General features: G+C 68.7%; 14 protein-coding genes. 8 read left to right on the forward strand and 6 right to left on the reverse strand.

Annotation, left to right across the window (positions count from 1 at the left end):
• Positions 1 to 59 precede the first annotated feature (59 nt).
• Together NL2_RS10360 and NL2_RS10365 are read left to right on the forward strand one after the other, a co-directional pair.
• Positions 60 to 347: a chorismate mutase gene (locus NL2_RS10360; protein WP_068074492.1), complete on the forward strand. Its 288-nt coding sequence runs from the start codon at positions 60 to 62 to the stop codon at positions 345 to 347.
• 98 nt (positions 348 to 445) lie between these two features.
• Positions 446 to 2,257, forward strand: coding sequence for a sensor domain-containing diguanylate cyclase (locus NL2_RS10365; RefSeq protein ID WP_068074496.1), 1,812 nt, complete (start codon positions 446 to 448; stop codon positions 2,255 to 2,257).
• A 228-nt stretch (positions 2,258 to 2,485) separates the two neighbouring features.
• Here NL2_RS10365 and NL2_RS10370 read toward each other — a convergent pair whose 3' ends face one another.
• On the reverse strand, positions 2,486 to 2,881 hold the full coding sequence (locus NL2_RS10370; RefSeq protein ID WP_068074499.1) for a DUF3597 family protein: 396 nt from the start codon (positions 2,879 to 2,881) through the stop codon (positions 2,486 to 2,488).
• A gap of 154 nt (positions 2,882 to 3,035) precedes the next feature.
• Between NL2_RS10370 and NL2_RS10375 the strand changes: the two genes are divergently transcribed.
• Both NL2_RS10375 and NL2_RS10380 read left to right on the forward strand, forming a co-directional pair.
• Positions 3,036 to 3,599 carry a DUF4142 domain-containing protein gene (locus tag NL2_RS10375; protein ID WP_068074502.1) on the forward strand — a complete coding sequence of 188 codons (564 nt, stop codon included), beginning with the start codon at positions 3,036 to 3,038 and terminating at the stop codon, positions 3,597 to 3,599.
• A 110-nt stretch (positions 3,600 to 3,709) separates the two neighbouring features.
• Positions 3,710 to 3,985: a hypothetical protein gene (locus NL2_RS10380; RefSeq protein ID WP_068074505.1), complete on the forward strand. Its 276-nt coding sequence runs from the start codon at positions 3,710 to 3,712 to the stop codon at positions 3,983 to 3,985.
• A 9-nt stretch (positions 3,986 to 3,994) separates the two neighbouring features.
• On the opposite strand, the gene NL2_RS10385 is transcribed toward NL2_RS10380, so the two are convergent.
• Complete coding sequence (locus NL2_RS10385; protein ID WP_068074508.1) at positions 3,995 to 5,218, reverse strand: MFS transporter; 1,224 nt, start codon at positions 5,216 to 5,218, stop codon at positions 3,995 to 3,997.
• Between the two features lie 182 nt (positions 5,219 to 5,400).
• On the opposite strand from NL2_RS10385, the gene bioB reads away from it, so the two are divergent.
• From bioB to NL2_RS10405, 4 genes are read left to right on the forward strand one after another with little or no spacing between them, the layout of a single operon-like run.
• Complete coding sequence (gene bioB, locus NL2_RS10390; protein WP_068074511.1) at positions 5,401 to 6,444, forward strand: biotin synthase BioB; 1,044 nt, start codon at positions 5,401 to 5,403, stop codon at positions 6,442 to 6,444.
• Complete coding sequence (locus tag NL2_RS10395) at positions 6,441 to 7,592, forward strand: 8-amino-7-oxononanoate synthase (RefSeq protein ID WP_068074514.1); 1,152 nt, start codon at positions 6,441 to 6,443, stop codon at positions 7,590 to 7,592. Before bioB ends, NL2_RS10395 begins: the two co-directional genes overlap by 4 nt.
• A complete protein-coding gene (gene bioD, locus NL2_RS10400) occupies positions 7,592 to 8,209 on the forward strand; it encodes a dethiobiotin synthase (RefSeq protein ID WP_068074517.1) in 618 nt (205 codons plus the stop codon). The genes NL2_RS10395 and bioD overlap by 1 nt, the downstream gene beginning before the upstream one ends.
• Positions 8,206 to 9,459, forward strand: a complete 1,254-nt coding sequence (locus NL2_RS10405; RefSeq protein ID WP_068074520.1) for an adenosylmethionine--8-amino-7-oxononanoate transaminase — start codon at positions 8,206 to 8,208, stop codon at positions 9,457 to 9,459. Before bioD ends, NL2_RS10405 begins: the two co-directional genes overlap by 4 nt.
• A gap of 93 nt (positions 9,460 to 9,552) precedes the next feature.
• Here NL2_RS10405 and NL2_RS10410 read toward each other — a convergent pair whose 3' ends face one another.
• The 4 genes from NL2_RS10410 to NL2_RS10425 all read right to left on the reverse strand — a co-directional run bounded on the left by NL2_RS10410 (position 9,553) and on the right by NL2_RS10425 (position 14,016).
• Positions 9,553 to 10,731: a glycosyltransferase gene (locus tag NL2_RS10410; RefSeq protein WP_068074523.1), complete on the reverse strand. Its 1,179-nt coding sequence runs from the start codon at positions 10,729 to 10,731 to the stop codon at positions 9,553 to 9,555.
• A complete protein-coding gene (locus NL2_RS10415) occupies positions 10,731 to 11,708 on the reverse strand; it encodes a hypothetical protein (protein ID WP_245647650.1) in 978 nt (325 codons plus the stop codon). Before NL2_RS10415 ends, NL2_RS10410 begins: the two co-directional genes overlap by 1 nt.
• 53 nt (positions 11,709 to 11,761) lie before the next feature.
• Complete coding sequence (locus tag NL2_RS10420; protein WP_068074939.1) at positions 11,762 to 12,523, reverse strand: polysaccharide deacetylase family protein; 762 nt, start codon at positions 12,521 to 12,523, stop codon at positions 11,762 to 11,764.
• 428 nt (positions 12,524 to 12,951) lie between these two features.
• On the reverse strand, positions 12,952 to 14,016 hold the full coding sequence (locus tag NL2_RS10425; RefSeq protein WP_245647651.1) for a LacI family DNA-binding transcriptional regulator: 1,065 nt from the start codon (positions 14,014 to 14,016) through the stop codon (positions 12,952 to 12,954).
• Positions 14,017 to 14,072: the final 56 nt, after the last annotated feature.

A 14,072-nucleotide genomic window follows, 5' to 3' on the forward strand; every position in this document is an offset into this window, starting at 1 on the left:
CTGTACCGGACCTTGATCGGCTGCAACGGGGCATCGACGATGGACAAGGTTGCGGGGCAATGAGCGAAGATCCGGTGCTGGCGGGCTATCGCCAGAGCATCGACAACATCGACGCGGCGATGATCCACATCCTGGCCGAACGGTTCCGCATCACGCAGGCGGTCGGCACCTACAAGGCCACCAACCAGCTGCCCCCGTCCGACCCGGGACGCGAGGAGCGCCAGATCGCGCGGCTGCGCAAGCTGGCCGAGGATGCGCGGCTCGACCCCGAATTCTCCGAGAAGTTCCTGCGCTTCATCATCGACGAGGTGATCCGCCACCACGTGCAGGCGCGCGGTGAGGTCTGAGCGGCGGCCCCGGGGTTCCTATAGCAGTAAGTAGAAACCACCGGGCCGGTTCACCCGAATTGACCTGAATTTAACCATTGGCCGCCCATGCACCGCCGATGGCCCCGTTCACGAACTCCCGCCTGAGGGCGATATTCGTTCCCGTCGCGATCGGCCTTGCCTACTACACGTCGGCGCTTTTATCGCTGACGTACGCGCGCGGCGCGGAAGGCATCGCGGTGATGTGGCCCGCCAGCGGCCTGATTCTCGCCTGCCTGATCATCGTGACGCCACGGCACCGCATCCCGGTGGTGATCGCCACGGCCATCGCCAGCCTGTGCGCCAACCTGGCCAGCGGCGAGCCGGTCGCGCGGGCGCTGGGCTTCACTTTCAGCAACACCACCGAACCGCTTCTCGCGGTCATCCTGCTGTGGCGCATGGGATCGGCCCATCCGCGCTTCGACACGATTCGCGATGTCGCCCGGTTCTGCCTGGCCACAGCGACCGCCAGCCTGTGGAGCGCGGCCACCGCCACCGGATTCGCCGGGCTGGGGCGGCCATTTTTCCTGTCGTGGATGACCACCGTGTTCCTGGGGATGATGCTCGTGACGCCGATCGCCTGCACCGTGGCCCACGCCGTGCGCAAGCGGCCGGGCAGGCTTACCGGCGACCGCTCCGCGATCGAGGTCGCCGCATGGCTGCTGGCCATCGCGGCCGTCAGCCTGTTGGTGTTTTCGCAGGACGTCTATCCGGTCATGTTCCTGCCGCCGGTGGTGGTGCTGGCCGCGACGTATCGGCTTCGGGTGTTCGGTGCAGCGTCGGGCGCGCTGATCGTCGCGGTCATCGCCAGCCTGCTCACCGGCCGCAATGCCGGGCCGGTGCATCACGTGCCCGGCGGGCATGACGGGGCGATCCTGTTCCTGCAGTTCTACCTGCTGGTGATCCTGGCGTCCGCGCTGCCGCAGGCGGCCAGCCTGACCGCGCGCGAGCGGCTGGCGCGCAAGCTGTCCGAGACCAACCGCCTGTTGAAGCAGGCCGAAGCGGCCGCACAAGTCGGCCACTGGCGCATCGAGCTCGGCACCGGCCACGTGTTCTGGTCGGACGAAGTGTACAAGATTTTCGGCCGCGATCCGGCCAACGCGCCCGATTTCGCCAACTGGCTGGACGGCTACCCCGCGATCGACCGCGCCCGGGTGTCGGCGCTGCTGGGCCACACCATCGCATCGGGCGAGAGGTTCGAATTCCAGGCCGATGTCGCCCGGCCCGACGGCACGATGCGCCACGTGATGTCGCGCGGCGAGGCAGAGCGCGTGGGCGACGGCACGGGCGAGGTGATCGCGATCTTCGGCTCGATCCAGGACATCACCGTCCATGTCGAGAACGTGCGCAAGCTGGAAGACGCCCGGCGCGAGGCCGAGACCGCCGCGAAATCCTCGCTGCATCTGGCCAACACCGATGTGCTGACCGGGCTGCCCAACCGGCGGCACACGATGGACGCGCTCGAACGCGCCATCGCCAGCGCCCGGCTATCGGGCGAGGACCTGTCGATCGCGATGTTCGACATCGACCATTTCAAGGCGATCAACGACCTGCACGGTCATGCCCATGGCGATCAAATCCTGCGCCGGGTCGCCGCCTGCGCCACCGCGTCGCGCCGGGCCGACGACCTGATCGGCCGCATCGGCGGCGAGGAATTCCTGATCCTGCTGCCGGGCGCCGCGCCCGACGTGGCACTGCGCGCCGCCGAACGCATCCGCGCCGCGATCGAGGACGGGCTCGCCAGCGGCGACGCCGGCCCCAACGTCACGGTCAGCGTCGGCGTCGCCTCGTTGCGGACCGACCTGACGTGCGAGGCGTTGCTCCATCTGGCCGACACCGCGCTCTACACCGCCAAGGCCGAGGGCAGGAATATCATCCGCCTGCGGGCTTAGAGCATAATCCGATTACCCAAAATCGCTCATCCTGAGGAGCCGCTGAGCTTGCCGAAACGGCGTCTCGAAGGAGCCCGCGTGCGATGGTTCGAGACGGGGCTTCGACAAGCTCAGCCCCTCCTCACCATGAGCGACTGACGCACAAAACGGCCCGCAAGACGGCAAAAGCGCTTTGCGGGCCGGAACCTGTCAAGCCCGGAAGCATCGAGCCTCCACGCCGTCAGGGCATCAGTTGCGCAGGCTGTCGGGCACCACGCCGCCGTTTTCGGCCAGCTTGTCCATCACCGCCTTGTGCAGCGCGATGTTTTCCTCGGCGGTGCCGGCTTCGCCCGCGTGGACGTTGAGTTCATCGGCCAGTTCCTTGCGCGCCGACAGGCTCGAATCGAGGTCGAGCAGCTTGAGCAGGTCGACGATCGACGACTGGTAGTTGCCACCGCCGCCCTTGGCCGACGCCATCGCATCGAGCACCGCGCCGACATCGACCGGCTGGGCCGGGGCGGCTGCGGGCGCCTCTGCCACGGGAGCCGGCGAATCGGCAGGCGCGGCGGCAGCGGCCGGCGCCGACGCGGCGGCAGCGTCGCCATGATGGAAGATCTTGTTCATGATGTTGCCGAAAATGCCCATGTTTACTATTCTCCTTTGCAATGGCCGGTTGTATCCGGCCCGACCCGAAGCTGACACAACTTGCGGTCAGTTCCACGAATTGCGGGAACATGGCACGATCCGCCGTGTTGCAGCCTGCGAAGCCTAGTCGATACCAGCCATTGGAGCCACCCTCATGAAGTCGAGCGCCCTTATTCTCCTGTCCGCCACTGCCCTGTCGCTGGCCGCCTGCGGCCACAAGAGCGACGCGCCGGATGGCCAGGCCAGCGCCTCGGCCGATGCGGCGGCGATGGCATCGGCCACGCCGTCGCTGTCGGTCTCGCAATCGTTTGCCAACAGCATGGCGTCAGGCGACGCGTTCGAGGTTGCCTCGTCGAAGCTTGCCGCCACCTCGGCCGGCACCGCGTCGGTCAAGACATTCGCCGCCGCGATGATCAAGGCGCACACCGATTCGACCGTGAAGCTGCAGGAAGCCGCGGCCAAGGCCAGCCCGGCGGTGGTGCCCGACGCCACCCTCACGGCCGACCAGCAGGCCAGCCTCGAGGCGCTCAAGACGCTGAACGGCGCCGCGTTCGACCAGGCTTATGCCAAGGCGCAAGTCGCCGGGCACGAACAGGCGCTCTCCTCGCTCAACCTGTATGCCAAGAGCGGCGACGCGCCGTCGCTGAAGGCCGCCGCCACCGCGATGATCCCGGTCGTCACCGCGCATCTCAACATGGCCAAGGGGCTCAAGCCCTGATCGCCTGATCCCGCGTTCTCCCCGTCCGGCGTAAAATCCGGGCGGGTTATCTCGTGACGGCAGCGGGTGGGCCTCCTACGTAGTGCTTGCTAAGCTGGCGTTAAGGTTCGATGCTGCATTGCAGCAAATCTATCGGGAGAGGCGCGAAGCCTGAGGCAGGTGAAGTCGGCGGTCGATCCAGCGCGGTCGGCACCGAGTTCGATCTGTGGTCCCCCGCTTTCCGTCAGGAATTTTCCATCGAAACGCGCAAGATCATCGCCTACCTGCTCATCGTGGCGCTGGCGATTCCCGTCGTGATGTTCCTGCGCTGGCTCCGGCGCGAACGCGAACTGAAACGGCACGGGTATGTGTCGAAGCCCGCCAAGGATCCCGTGGCGCCGTTGTAATCGCTGCGCTCACCCTGCTTCCAGCTCGCCCTCGCTGCGTTCGGGTCCGGCGGCGGCCCACATCAGCAGCACCAGCGCGGTGACCCCCGCCACCAGCGCCAGCGCCAGCGCATAATTGTCGCCATGGCTTTCGGCGATACGCGCCTGCATCACCGCGTTGCGCGAGGCAATGAGGTTGCCCAGCTGATAGACGAACCCCGGAAACATCGCGCGCACCGCCGGGGGCGACAGTTCGTTGAGGTGCGCGGGCACCTGCCCCCACGCCCCCTGCACCGCGAACTGGATCAGGAACGCGCCGATCCCCAGCAGCAGCGCGGTCTGCGAGAACGCCCACAGCGGGATGACCGGCAGCGCCAGCGCGGCGGCCAGCAGGATCGCCTTCTTGCGTCCGATCCGGCGCGACAGCAGGCCGATCGACAGCGCGCCGACGATCGCGCCCACGTTCATGATCCCCGTCAGCAGCCCCACGGTGTGCGTATCGAAGCCATGCTGCTTCTGCAGAAAGGTGGGGTAAAGATCCTGCGTGCCGTGGCTGAAGAAGTTGAACGCGGTCATCAGCACCACAAGGTACGCGGCCAGCTTCCAGTGCTGCGCCAGCGCCGCGACGATGCCCTGTTTCGCGCGCGGATCCTGCTCGCGGGCGAGGTAGGCCGGGCTTTCCTCCACGTGCAGGCGGATGAACAGCACCAGCGCGGCAGGCAACAGGCCCAGCAGGAACATGTACCGCCAGCCCAGCGCATCGAAGAACAGGAAGTAGGCCGCGCTCGCCAGCAGGTAGCCCGAAGGGTAGCCCGCCTGCAGCAGCCCCGAGACCGGCCCGCGCAGGCGCGGCGGGATGCTTTCCATGGCCAGGCTGGCGCCGATGCCCCATTCGCCGCCCATGGCGAACCCGAACAGCCCGCGCAGCAGCAGCAGTTCACTCAACGTCCGGGCAAACCCGGATGCGGCCGAAAGCGCGGAAAACAGCAGGATCACGATCATCAGCACCGGTCGCCGCCCGAACTTTTCCGCCAGCAGGCCGAACACCAGCGCCCCTGCGGGACGCGCGGCGAGCGTGAAGAACAGCGCTTCGGACACCGCCTTCACATCGGCGCCGAACGTCTCGCTGATCGCCTTGATCATGAACACCATCAGGAAGAAATCGAACGCGTCGAGCGTCCAGCCGAGGTAGCTTGCCCAGATCGCGGTGCGCTGCTGCTTCGATAATCCGGCCAGTTCGGCGGCGATGCCCATGTGTGTCTCCCCGGTGCTGCCGGACCCTACCCAGCGCGTCGCGCGAAGTCGACCGCCCGCCGCAGCGTGAAACAGAGACGGTCGCCGCGCACTAGCCAAGCCGCACCGGGCTTGTTAACGGCCAAAGCTTATCCGTCGCGGCGGTCGCAACCGATCGACCCGGCGGGCGCTGAGGATAGACCATGACCGCCCAGGATTCTTGCCGGACCGACTGGACGCGCGACGAGATCGCGGCACTGTTCGACCTGCCGTTCACCGAGCTGGTGTTCCGCGCGGCGGACGTTCACCGCGCGCACCATGCGGCGGACGAAGTGCAGCTGTGCACGCTGCTGTCGATCAAGACCGGCGGGTGCGCCGAGGATTGCGGATACTGCGCGCAGTCGGTCAAGGCCGACGCCGGGATCGAGGCGACCAAGCTGATGGACCCGCGCGCGGTGCTGCAAAGCGCGGCGCAGGCCAAGGACGCCGGATCGCAGCGGTTCTGCATGGGCGCCGCCTGGCGCAACCCCAAGGACCGCGACATGCCCGCGCTGGTCGAGATCGTGCAGGGTGTCTCCGCGATGGGGCTGGAAACCTGCATGACGCTGGGCATGCTCACGCCCAAACAGGCCGGAATGCTGGCCGACGCCGGGCTCGACTACTACAACCACAACATCGACACCGCGCCCGAGAATTATGGCGAGGTTATCACCACGCGCACGTTCGAGGACCGGCTGGAAACGCTCGACCACGTGCGCAATGCCGGGATCAACGTGTGTTCTGGCGGGATCGTGGGCATGGGTGAGACCCGCGCGCACCGCGTCGGCTTCGTCCACGCGCTGGCCACGCTGCCACGCCACCCTGAGAGCGTGCCGGTCAACGCGCTGGTGCCGATCAAGGGCACCGTGCTGGGCGACATGCTGGCCGACACCCCGCTGGCCAAGATCGACGACATCGAATTCGTCCGCACCGTGGCGGTCGCGCGGATCACCATGCCGCTGTCGATGGTCCGCCTGTCCGCCGGACGCGAGGCCATGAGCGACGCGACGCAGGCGCTGTGCTTTCTGGCGGGTGCCAACTCGATCTTCACCGGCGACCGCCTGCTGACCGCCGCCAACGCCGGCGACGATGCCGACGCCGCGCTGTTCGCAAGGCTGGGGCTGAAGCCGATGACCGGCGAAGAACCGCTGCGTGCCTGCGCCAAGGCTGGCGCGATGGAGACTGGTGCCATGGAACCGGCCGAATGAGCGACGGGGCGGGACCGTTCGCCGCGCAGGCGGATGATCTCGCACGGCTGGACTCGTCCTCGCGCCGCCGCCGCCTGGTGCGTCAGGCGGGCGTGGACTTCGCCTCAAACGACTACCTCGGCTTGCGCGCCTCGGGCCTGCTGGCCGATGCCGCGCGCGCCGCGCTCGATTCCGGGGTGCCGCTGGGATCGGGCGGATCGCGCCTGCTGGGGGGCAACCACCCCGAGCACGAGGCGCTGGAAGCCGACGCGGCAGCGTTCTTCGGCAGCGAGAGCGCGCTGTGCTTTTCCACCGGATATGCCGCCAATTCGGCGCTGCTGGCCACGCTGCCCCAGCGCGGCGACCTGATCGTCCACGACGAACTGGTCCACGCCAGCGCGCACGAGGGCATCCGGCTGGGCCGCGCGCACAGCGTTTCGGCGCGGCACAACGATGTGGGCCATGTCGAGGACGTGATCGCGGGTGCGCGCGCCACCGGCTTCACCGGACGCGCGTGGATCGCGGTCGAAAGCCTGTACAGCATGGACGGCGATCGCGCGCCGCTGGCCGATCTGCTCGCGCTGGCCGACCGCCACGACGCCGTGCTGCTGATCGATGAGGCGCATGCGACGGGCGTGTTCGGCAACAACGGTCGCGGGCTGGCCGATAGCATATCGGGCCGCGACAACGTGATCACCTTGCGCACGTTCGGCAAGGCGCTGGGCTGCGAGGGCGCGGTCGTCTGCGGGCCTGCGGTGGTACGCGATTTCCTGGTCAACCGCGCACGCCAGTTCATTTTCTCCACCGCGCCATCGCCGCTGATGGCCGCCGTGGCGCGCGCGGCGCTGGGCATCGTGCGCGACGAACCGATGCGCCGCACCGCATTGTGGGAGCGGATTTCCGCCGCCGAGCGCGTGCTATCGCCGCTGGGCGGAGTGGCGCACGGATCGCAGATCCTGCCGGTGATCATCGGCGAGGATGCGCCGACCATGGCGCTGGCCGCGCGGCTGCAGGCCGCCGGGCTCGACGTGCGCGGCATCCGTCCGCCCACCGTGCCCGAAGGCACCAGCCGCCTGCGCGTGTCGATCACGCTCAACGCCTCGGTCGCCGATATCGAACGGCTGGGCGCCACGCTGGCGGCGGGGCAGGTCGAACTGCAGGCCGCGTGATGCGCGGGCTGGTGGTCACCGGCACCGACACCGGCGTGGGCAAGACCGTGGTCGCCGCCGGAATCGCGCAGGCGCTGGGCGCGCGCTACTGGAAGCCGGTTCAGGCCGGGATCGACGAGGAAACCGACAGTCAGTGCGTGGCGCGGCTGGCACCCGGCGCCACCGTGCTGCCCGAAGCCTTTCGCCTTGCCACGCCCTGTTCGCCGCACGAAGCCGCGCGGATCGACGGCGTGACCATCGCGCCCGGCGCTCTGGCGCTGCCCCCGGGCGACGGCCCGCTGGTGGTCGAAGGCGCGGGTGGCGTGCTGGTGCCGTTTGCCCCCGACCTGCTGGCCGCCGACCTGTTTGCGCTGTGGGGCCTGCCGGTGGCGCTGGTCGCGCGGACATCGCTGGGCACGATCAGCCACAGCCTGCTGTCGCTCGAAGCCTTGCGATCGCGCGGGCTGGAGGTGGCGGGCGTGGTCTTCAGCGGGGACGAAAACGCGGCGAGCGAGGCGGCGATTGTCCGCTTCGGCCAGTGCCGCCATCTAGGCCGCCTGCCCCGGCTCGCTCCGCTGAACGCTGCCACGCTGGCCGATGCCGTGCGTGCAAACTTGCGGATCGATCTGCTGGCATGACCACCCGCTCTCCGATCTGGCACCCGTTCACCCAGCATGGGCTGGAAGAACCGATCCCGCTGGTCACCCGTGCCGAAGGGGCCGCGCTGTTGACCGCCGACGGGCGCCGCGTGATCGATGCGATCTCGAGCTGGTGGGTGACCACCCACGGCCACGGCCATCCGCGCATCGCCGCCGCCATTGCCGATCAGGCATCGCGGCTCGACCAGATCATCTTCGCCGGATGGACCCACGAACCGGCGGAGACACTGGCGCGCGATCTGGTGGCGATGATGCCGCCGGCCCTGCCCCACGTGTTCTTTTCGGACTCGGGATCGACCGCGGTCGAAGTCGCGCTGAAAATGGCGCTGGGGTTCTGGGCCAACCGCGGATCGCCGCGCCACCGCATCCTCGTGATGGAGCACAGCTATCACGGCGACACCATCGGCGCGATGTCGATCGGAGCGCGCGGGGTGTTCAACCGCGCCTACAGCCCGCTGCTGTTTGACGTTGCCACCATCCCGTTCCCTGCGCCGGGCCAAGAGCAGACGACATACGATGCGCTGGCCGCCGCCTGTGCCGCGCCCGACGCCGCCGCGTTCATCGTTGAGCCGCTGATCCTGGGCGCGGGCGGGATGCTGGTCTATCCACCCGCCGTGCTGGCCGAAATGCACCGCATCTGCGCCGCGCTTGACGTGCTGTTCATCGCCGACGAAGTGATGACCGGGTGGGGCCGCACCGGCACGCTGCTGGCCTGCGAACAGGCGGGCGTGGTGCCCGACATCCTGTGCCTGGCCAAAGGACTGACCGGCGGCGCGATCCCGCTGGCGGTGACGCTGGCCAGCGATGCCATCTATGACGCGCACTATTCGACCGACCGCGCACTGCAGTTCTTCCATTCCTCCAGCTACACCGCCAACCCGATCGCCTGCGCCGCCGCCAACGCCAACCTGGCGATCTGGCGCGAGGAGCCGGTGCGCGAGCGGATCGCCACGCTGGTGGAGCGGCAGGCGGCGATGCTGGCGCGGCTGGCGACCTTGCCGCGCGCCACCAACCCGCGCCAGTGCGGCACGATGATTGCCATCGACATCGCGGTGGCGGATGGCGCGGGCTACATGGCCGATATTGCCCCGCGCCTGCTCGCCCACTTCCGCGAGGCCGACGTGCTGCTGCGCCCGCTGGGCAACACTGTGTACGTGATGCCGCCGTACTGCATCGAGGAGGCGGACCTCGCGCGGATCGAGGCGGTTATCGGCGAGGTGACTGGCTGAGAAAATCCGTCGTCCCGGACTTGATCCGGGACCGCTCGCCCTCAAGCGCATGTTCGCCAGCGGTCCCGGATCAAGCCCGGGACAACGCAAACTTCACGCCACCGCCACAGCAGGCCGTGCCACCATCGCTTCGTAGGCGGCGAACAACTTGGCGAAGTGATCGTCCAGGCTTTCCACCAGCGGCGCGGCGGCCACGGCGCGCGAGCGGGCACGGCCGACACCGCCGGTGATGAAGCGGTCGATCGCGCTGGCGAGCGAGGCGGTCGAGCAGGCGCGGAACAGCTCGCCCTGGCCGGGTACGAACTGATCGGCGGCGCCACCTTCGTCGGGTACGATCAGCGGCAGTCCGCTGGCTTTGGCCTCCGCCGCGACCATGCCGAAGGTTTCCGCTTCCGCGCCGTGGATCAGCGCATCGGCGCTGGCGAGGATGATCGCCAGCTCGTCGCGATCCCGCACCGGGGCGCCGAAGTGAACGTGCGGGTTGTGCGCGGCCGCGCGCAGCAGGCGCGAGCGATAGCGCCCCTCGCCCAGCAGGACGAGGCCGACTTCGTGCTTCATGCCCGCCGCCGTCACCGCCTCGATCACCATCGGCCAGCGCTTTTCGGGCGCATGGCGGCCCAGCCCGAGCAGCAGCGTGGCCGTGGGCGGAAGATCGCACCGTGCGAGCAGCCGTGCGCGCAAGCCTTCGTCGCGCAACTGCGGCGAGAACAGGCCCGGCTGCACGCCCATCGGGATAGTCGTGACTTTGTCCATGCCGCCCGCGATCAGCCGCTGCGACAGGCTGTTGCTGGCGCTGACGACGATGTCATATTCGGCATCGAGCCTGCGCAAGTGCCGCCAGAACCAGTCGAAACTGCGGTCGATCGCCGCGCGCGAGGCGAACGGGCCGAACCAGCGATAGGCATAAGCCGCCAGCGGATCGGCGTGCATCACCAGCGCGCGCAAGGCGTGGCCCTGCCAGCGCGAGACCATGCCCGGGCTGGCCCATGGTGAGGACACTTCGACCACATCGGGCTCCAGCCGGTCGAGCAGCGCGTGCAGCGCCGGTTCGTCCTTGAAGTAGTGATAGCGCCGGTCGAGCGGAAACTTGGGGCCGGTCACGGTCAGGATGCAGCCGCCGTCATCCTGCGCGATCAGGTTGTCGCTTTCGCCGGGCGCGACCACGATGATCTCGTGCCCCAGCTTGCGCGCGGCGCGGACCTTGCGTTCGACGTAGGTTTTCACCCCGCCACCATGCGGCGTATAGAACGCGCAGATATCGACGATGCGCATCAGCTACGGCTCCGTTCGGCGAGCAGTCCGGATATGCCGAGCGAGGCACCCACCAGCAGGTGCGTACCCAGGATCAAGCTGGCGACCAGCGCGATCGCCTCGACGATCGGGGTGTTCGCGCCGACCAGCACGGCCGCCAGCCCGGCGAACGCCACGTCCTTGTTGGGCAGGAACGGCAGCCGCCACAGCAACTGGCGCAAGGTCGACAGCAGCAGCCACGTCTGCAGCGCGACCACGGGCAGCAGCAAATGCCACATCACCGCCGCCAGCAAGGTCGCCGCGACGATGCGCAGGGCATGCAGGCCGGTCACGAACCACAGTTCGTTGCGCGGCAGCGAGAACAGCTTGTTGCGAAACACGGTGACGACCAGCGACGAGGCCAGCACGAAGATAGCCGACCACACGAACGCGCCGCTGTTGACGCCCAGGTTCAGCGATCCGAACAAGGGCGCGGACACCACCACCAGCAGCAGCGTGAACACGTTGCCCACCATCGCGGACAGGATCGCCACGTCCTTTACCGCACCGAACGGCGCGGCGGCGATATGCGTGTTGCGCTTGGCCCAGGCGTAGAAATAGACCTCACCCAGATAGCCCAGCAGCAGCTCGTTGCTGACCATCTTGCGCAGCAGCGCGGCAAACCCTTCGACCGGCAGGTTCCACAGCTTGCGGAAGATCACCCATTCGGAGATCGGCCCGGCCAGGTAGCTGGCCGCGAACACCAGCCAGAACAGCGGATGGCGCGGCATCATCGCAAACAGCGAGGCGAAATTCAGGTCACGCAGCTGCCACGCGACCGCGAGCAGGAACGCGATCGAAACCAGCGGCCCCGCCAGCCGCGCCAGGCTGCGCCCGCTTTCGAGCAGCGGCTGGGGATCGACCATGCGCGCGGTGTCGAGTGCGGGATCGGCCCCAGCCCAGTCGTTGCGGGCCCAGCCATCAGCGGTGACCGCAGGGGCGCCGCGTTCGCTTGTCATCACGAGAGGTTCCTGTTCATTCCGGTCGTATTGCGCGTCATGCCAGAGGTCGTTCATGCGGCACCGCCGACGGGCGCCTGCACCAGATCGCCATAGCGCGCGGCGCGGTGGGTGGGGGTGAGCGCGGCCACGGCGCGGTCGATGCTCGCGAGGATCTCAGGCACGCCGGTATCGCCGGGATGCACGCCGATGCGGGCAACGGCGGAGCGGTGCAGCACCGGGCCAAGCGCGCGCGCGGCGAGGAGCGAGGAGGCAATCCGCGCGGGGCTGCGGCTGGCCCAGGTCAGCACCGGCCCGCGCGCCAGCACCCGGCCCGATCCGGGTTGCCACACTTTCCAGTGATCTTCGGCCAGCGCGAAGCGGTTGTCGGCCAGCGCGGCCAGCGCGCCTTTGCCATAAAGCCAGGCGGGCGCGATGAAGCCGGCGGCGGGGCGCCCGGTGATGTCTTCGATCAGCTGGCGGCCATCGGCCATGCGCGCGGCGGCGGCCTCGCGGTCGAGCCCGAGGAATTCGCCCTCGCCCGCGGTCATGTGGCTGGCCTTGAGCCGCGACAGCAGCCCGCGATGGCGGGCGGTGTCGCGGTGGAAAAACCCGTGAACGAAGATGTCCGAGCCGGCGTCGGCCCAGCCGCGCAGCCGGGTCGCGAACGCCGATCCGGCCAGCAGCGGCGCTTCGCCCCAGTGATTGGGCACCACCAGCAGCGCCAGCTTGCCCGCAGGCGCATGGCGCGACAGCCGGTCACGCAACTGATCGACCGCGCTTTCGAAACGCGGCCCGACGTCGTGGATCGACAGCAGCAGGCGGCGGTCGGACAACGCGCGCTCACCACGCGCGAACAGGCGCGCGCCCGCGCCGTGGCGCGGACCCGATGCATCGCGGTCGCCGGGATCTAGCCTGGCGCGTGCAACTTGGCCCTGGTTCAATCAACCCGTCCTGTGTTCCCGCATGAGACGCCAGCACCGATGGATTACCCCAGTCCGGATCCCTACGAACCGGGCCACCATCGCCGCCTTGCACGACATCTTCATGACGTTGCCGCCCCATCGGCCATCGGGGATAAACCCCGGCTGAACCGATCCGACGGTCGAAAACGCCAGCGGCCCCTACAGGAAATCCGCAATCTTGGGAATGTGGCAGAAAGGGCGCAGTCGGCGCGCATCGCACCGGCCCGCAATACACCGGCGCAACTGCGGTGCTTCGGGGCTGTCGTCCGATCGCCGCGCGGCGCCTTGCGCCGGTTACTTCAGGCTACGGTCGAGGCGACCGCCGCGACACCCATGCGCAGGCTGCTGCCGCGCACGATCAGCGCCACCGGCACGCGCTGCCGCCCGGGCGATTGCCCTTGCAGGATCTGCAGCAGCCCGTCGACCAGCATGTCACCCGCCTCGCTGAACGCGGGTTCCACCGTCGTCAGCGGCGGCGAGGCGTGCGCGCCGTGGCGGATGCCGTCGAACCCGGCCACCCCCACCCGGCCCGGTACCGCGATGTCGCGGCGGCGCAGTTCATCCAGCACGCCCAGCGCGATCAGGTCGCACACCACGTAGATCGCGTCGAACGCCGTGCCGCCTTCGACCAGCGCCGCCGCCGCACGACGCCCCTGTTCCTCGCGCGGCAGGCCTTCCTCGATCGACTGGAACGCGGGCTCCAGCCCGGCATCGCGCATCGCAGCGACAAAGCCCTCGTACCGCTCGGTAAACTGGCGCTGCGGCGAAACGTGCGAGCCGACGCAGGCGATGCGGCGATAGCCTTGCGCGATGAGGTGTTCGGTCGCCAGCCGCGCCCCGCTGGCATTGTCCGACCGCACCCATTCCAGCTCGTCGAACGGCGAGCCCCAGCAGATCGTCGGCACGCCGCCATCGGCGCGCTGGCGGAATTCGGACCACGCAGCGCGGTTCTCGGTCGTGCCGATCACGATCAGCCCGTCGGCCTGCCCGCGCTCGACATAGCGCGCCGTGGCCGGACCCGGCCCGTCGTGGAATGACACCAACGTCTCGTAACCCTTGGCCGACGCCGCCGCGCACACCGATCCGAGCAGCGCGAAGTAGAACGGGTTGATGTCGCGCGATCCTTCCTCGGCGCGGCACACCACCACCACCGCCAGCGTGCCGGTGCGCCCGGTGCGCAGCCGCACCGCATTCTGGTTGGCGACATAGCCCAGCCGCTCCGCCGCATCGGCAATGCGCAAGCGCGTGGCTTGCGAGATGGAAGTATCGCCCGCCAGCGCGCGCGACACGGTCGACTGGTTAACGCCCGCCGCGTCGGCCACATCGAACATCGTGACCGGGATGACCCGCTTCGCTCCCACCACGTCCGTCGTTCCCCCAACGTTGCGCAGCGCTACCTAGCCGCAATGCCGGGCTTTCG

The organism is Novosphingobium lentum NBRC 107847, from assembly GCF_001590965.1.
In the GTDB taxonomy this organism is placed as follows: domain Bacteria; phylum Pseudomonadota; class Alphaproteobacteria; order Sphingomonadales; family Sphingomonadaceae; genus Novosphingobium; species Novosphingobium lentum.

Coding starts and splice junctions, on each gene's coding strand:
- NL2_RS10360 (WP_068074492.1), top strand. CDS start 60: ATGAGCGAAGATCCGGTGCTGGCGGGCTATCGCCAGAGCATCGACAAC.
- NL2_RS10365 (WP_068074496.1), top strand. CDS start 446: ATGGCCCCGTTCACGAACTCCCGCCTGAGGGCGATATTCGTTCCCGTC.
- NL2_RS10370 (WP_068074499.1), bottom strand. CDS start 2,881: ATGGGCATTTTCGGCAACATCATGAACAAGATCTTCCATCATGGCGAC.
- NL2_RS10375 (WP_068074502.1), top strand. CDS start 3,036: ATGAAGTCGAGCGCCCTTATTCTCCTGTCCGCCACTGCCCTGTCGCTG.
- NL2_RS10380 (WP_068074505.1), top strand. CDS start 3,710: ATGCTGCATTGCAGCAAATCTATCGGGAGAGGCGCGAAGCCTGAGGCA.
- NL2_RS10385 (WP_068074508.1), bottom strand. CDS start 5,218: ATGGGCATCGCCGCCGAACTGGCCGGATTATCGAAGCAGCAGCGCACC.
- bioB (WP_068074511.1), top strand. CDS start 5,401: ATGACCGCCCAGGATTCTTGCCGGACCGACTGGACGCGCGACGAGATC.
- NL2_RS10395 (WP_068074514.1), top strand. CDS start 6,441: ATGAGCGACGGGGCGGGACCGTTCGCCGCGCAGGCGGATGATCTCGCA.
- bioD (WP_068074517.1), top strand. CDS start 7,592: ATGCGCGGGCTGGTGGTCACCGGCACCGACACCGGCGTGGGCAAGACC.
- NL2_RS10405 (WP_068074520.1), top strand. CDS start 8,206: ATGACCACCCGCTCTCCGATCTGGCACCCGTTCACCCAGCATGGGCTG.
- NL2_RS10410 (WP_068074523.1), bottom strand. CDS start 10,731: ATGCGCATCGTCGATATCTGCGCGTTCTATACGCCGCATGGTGGCGGG.
- NL2_RS10415 (WP_245647650.1), bottom strand. CDS start 11,708: ATGACAAGCGAACGCGGCGCCCCTGCGGTCACCGCTGATGGCTGGGCC.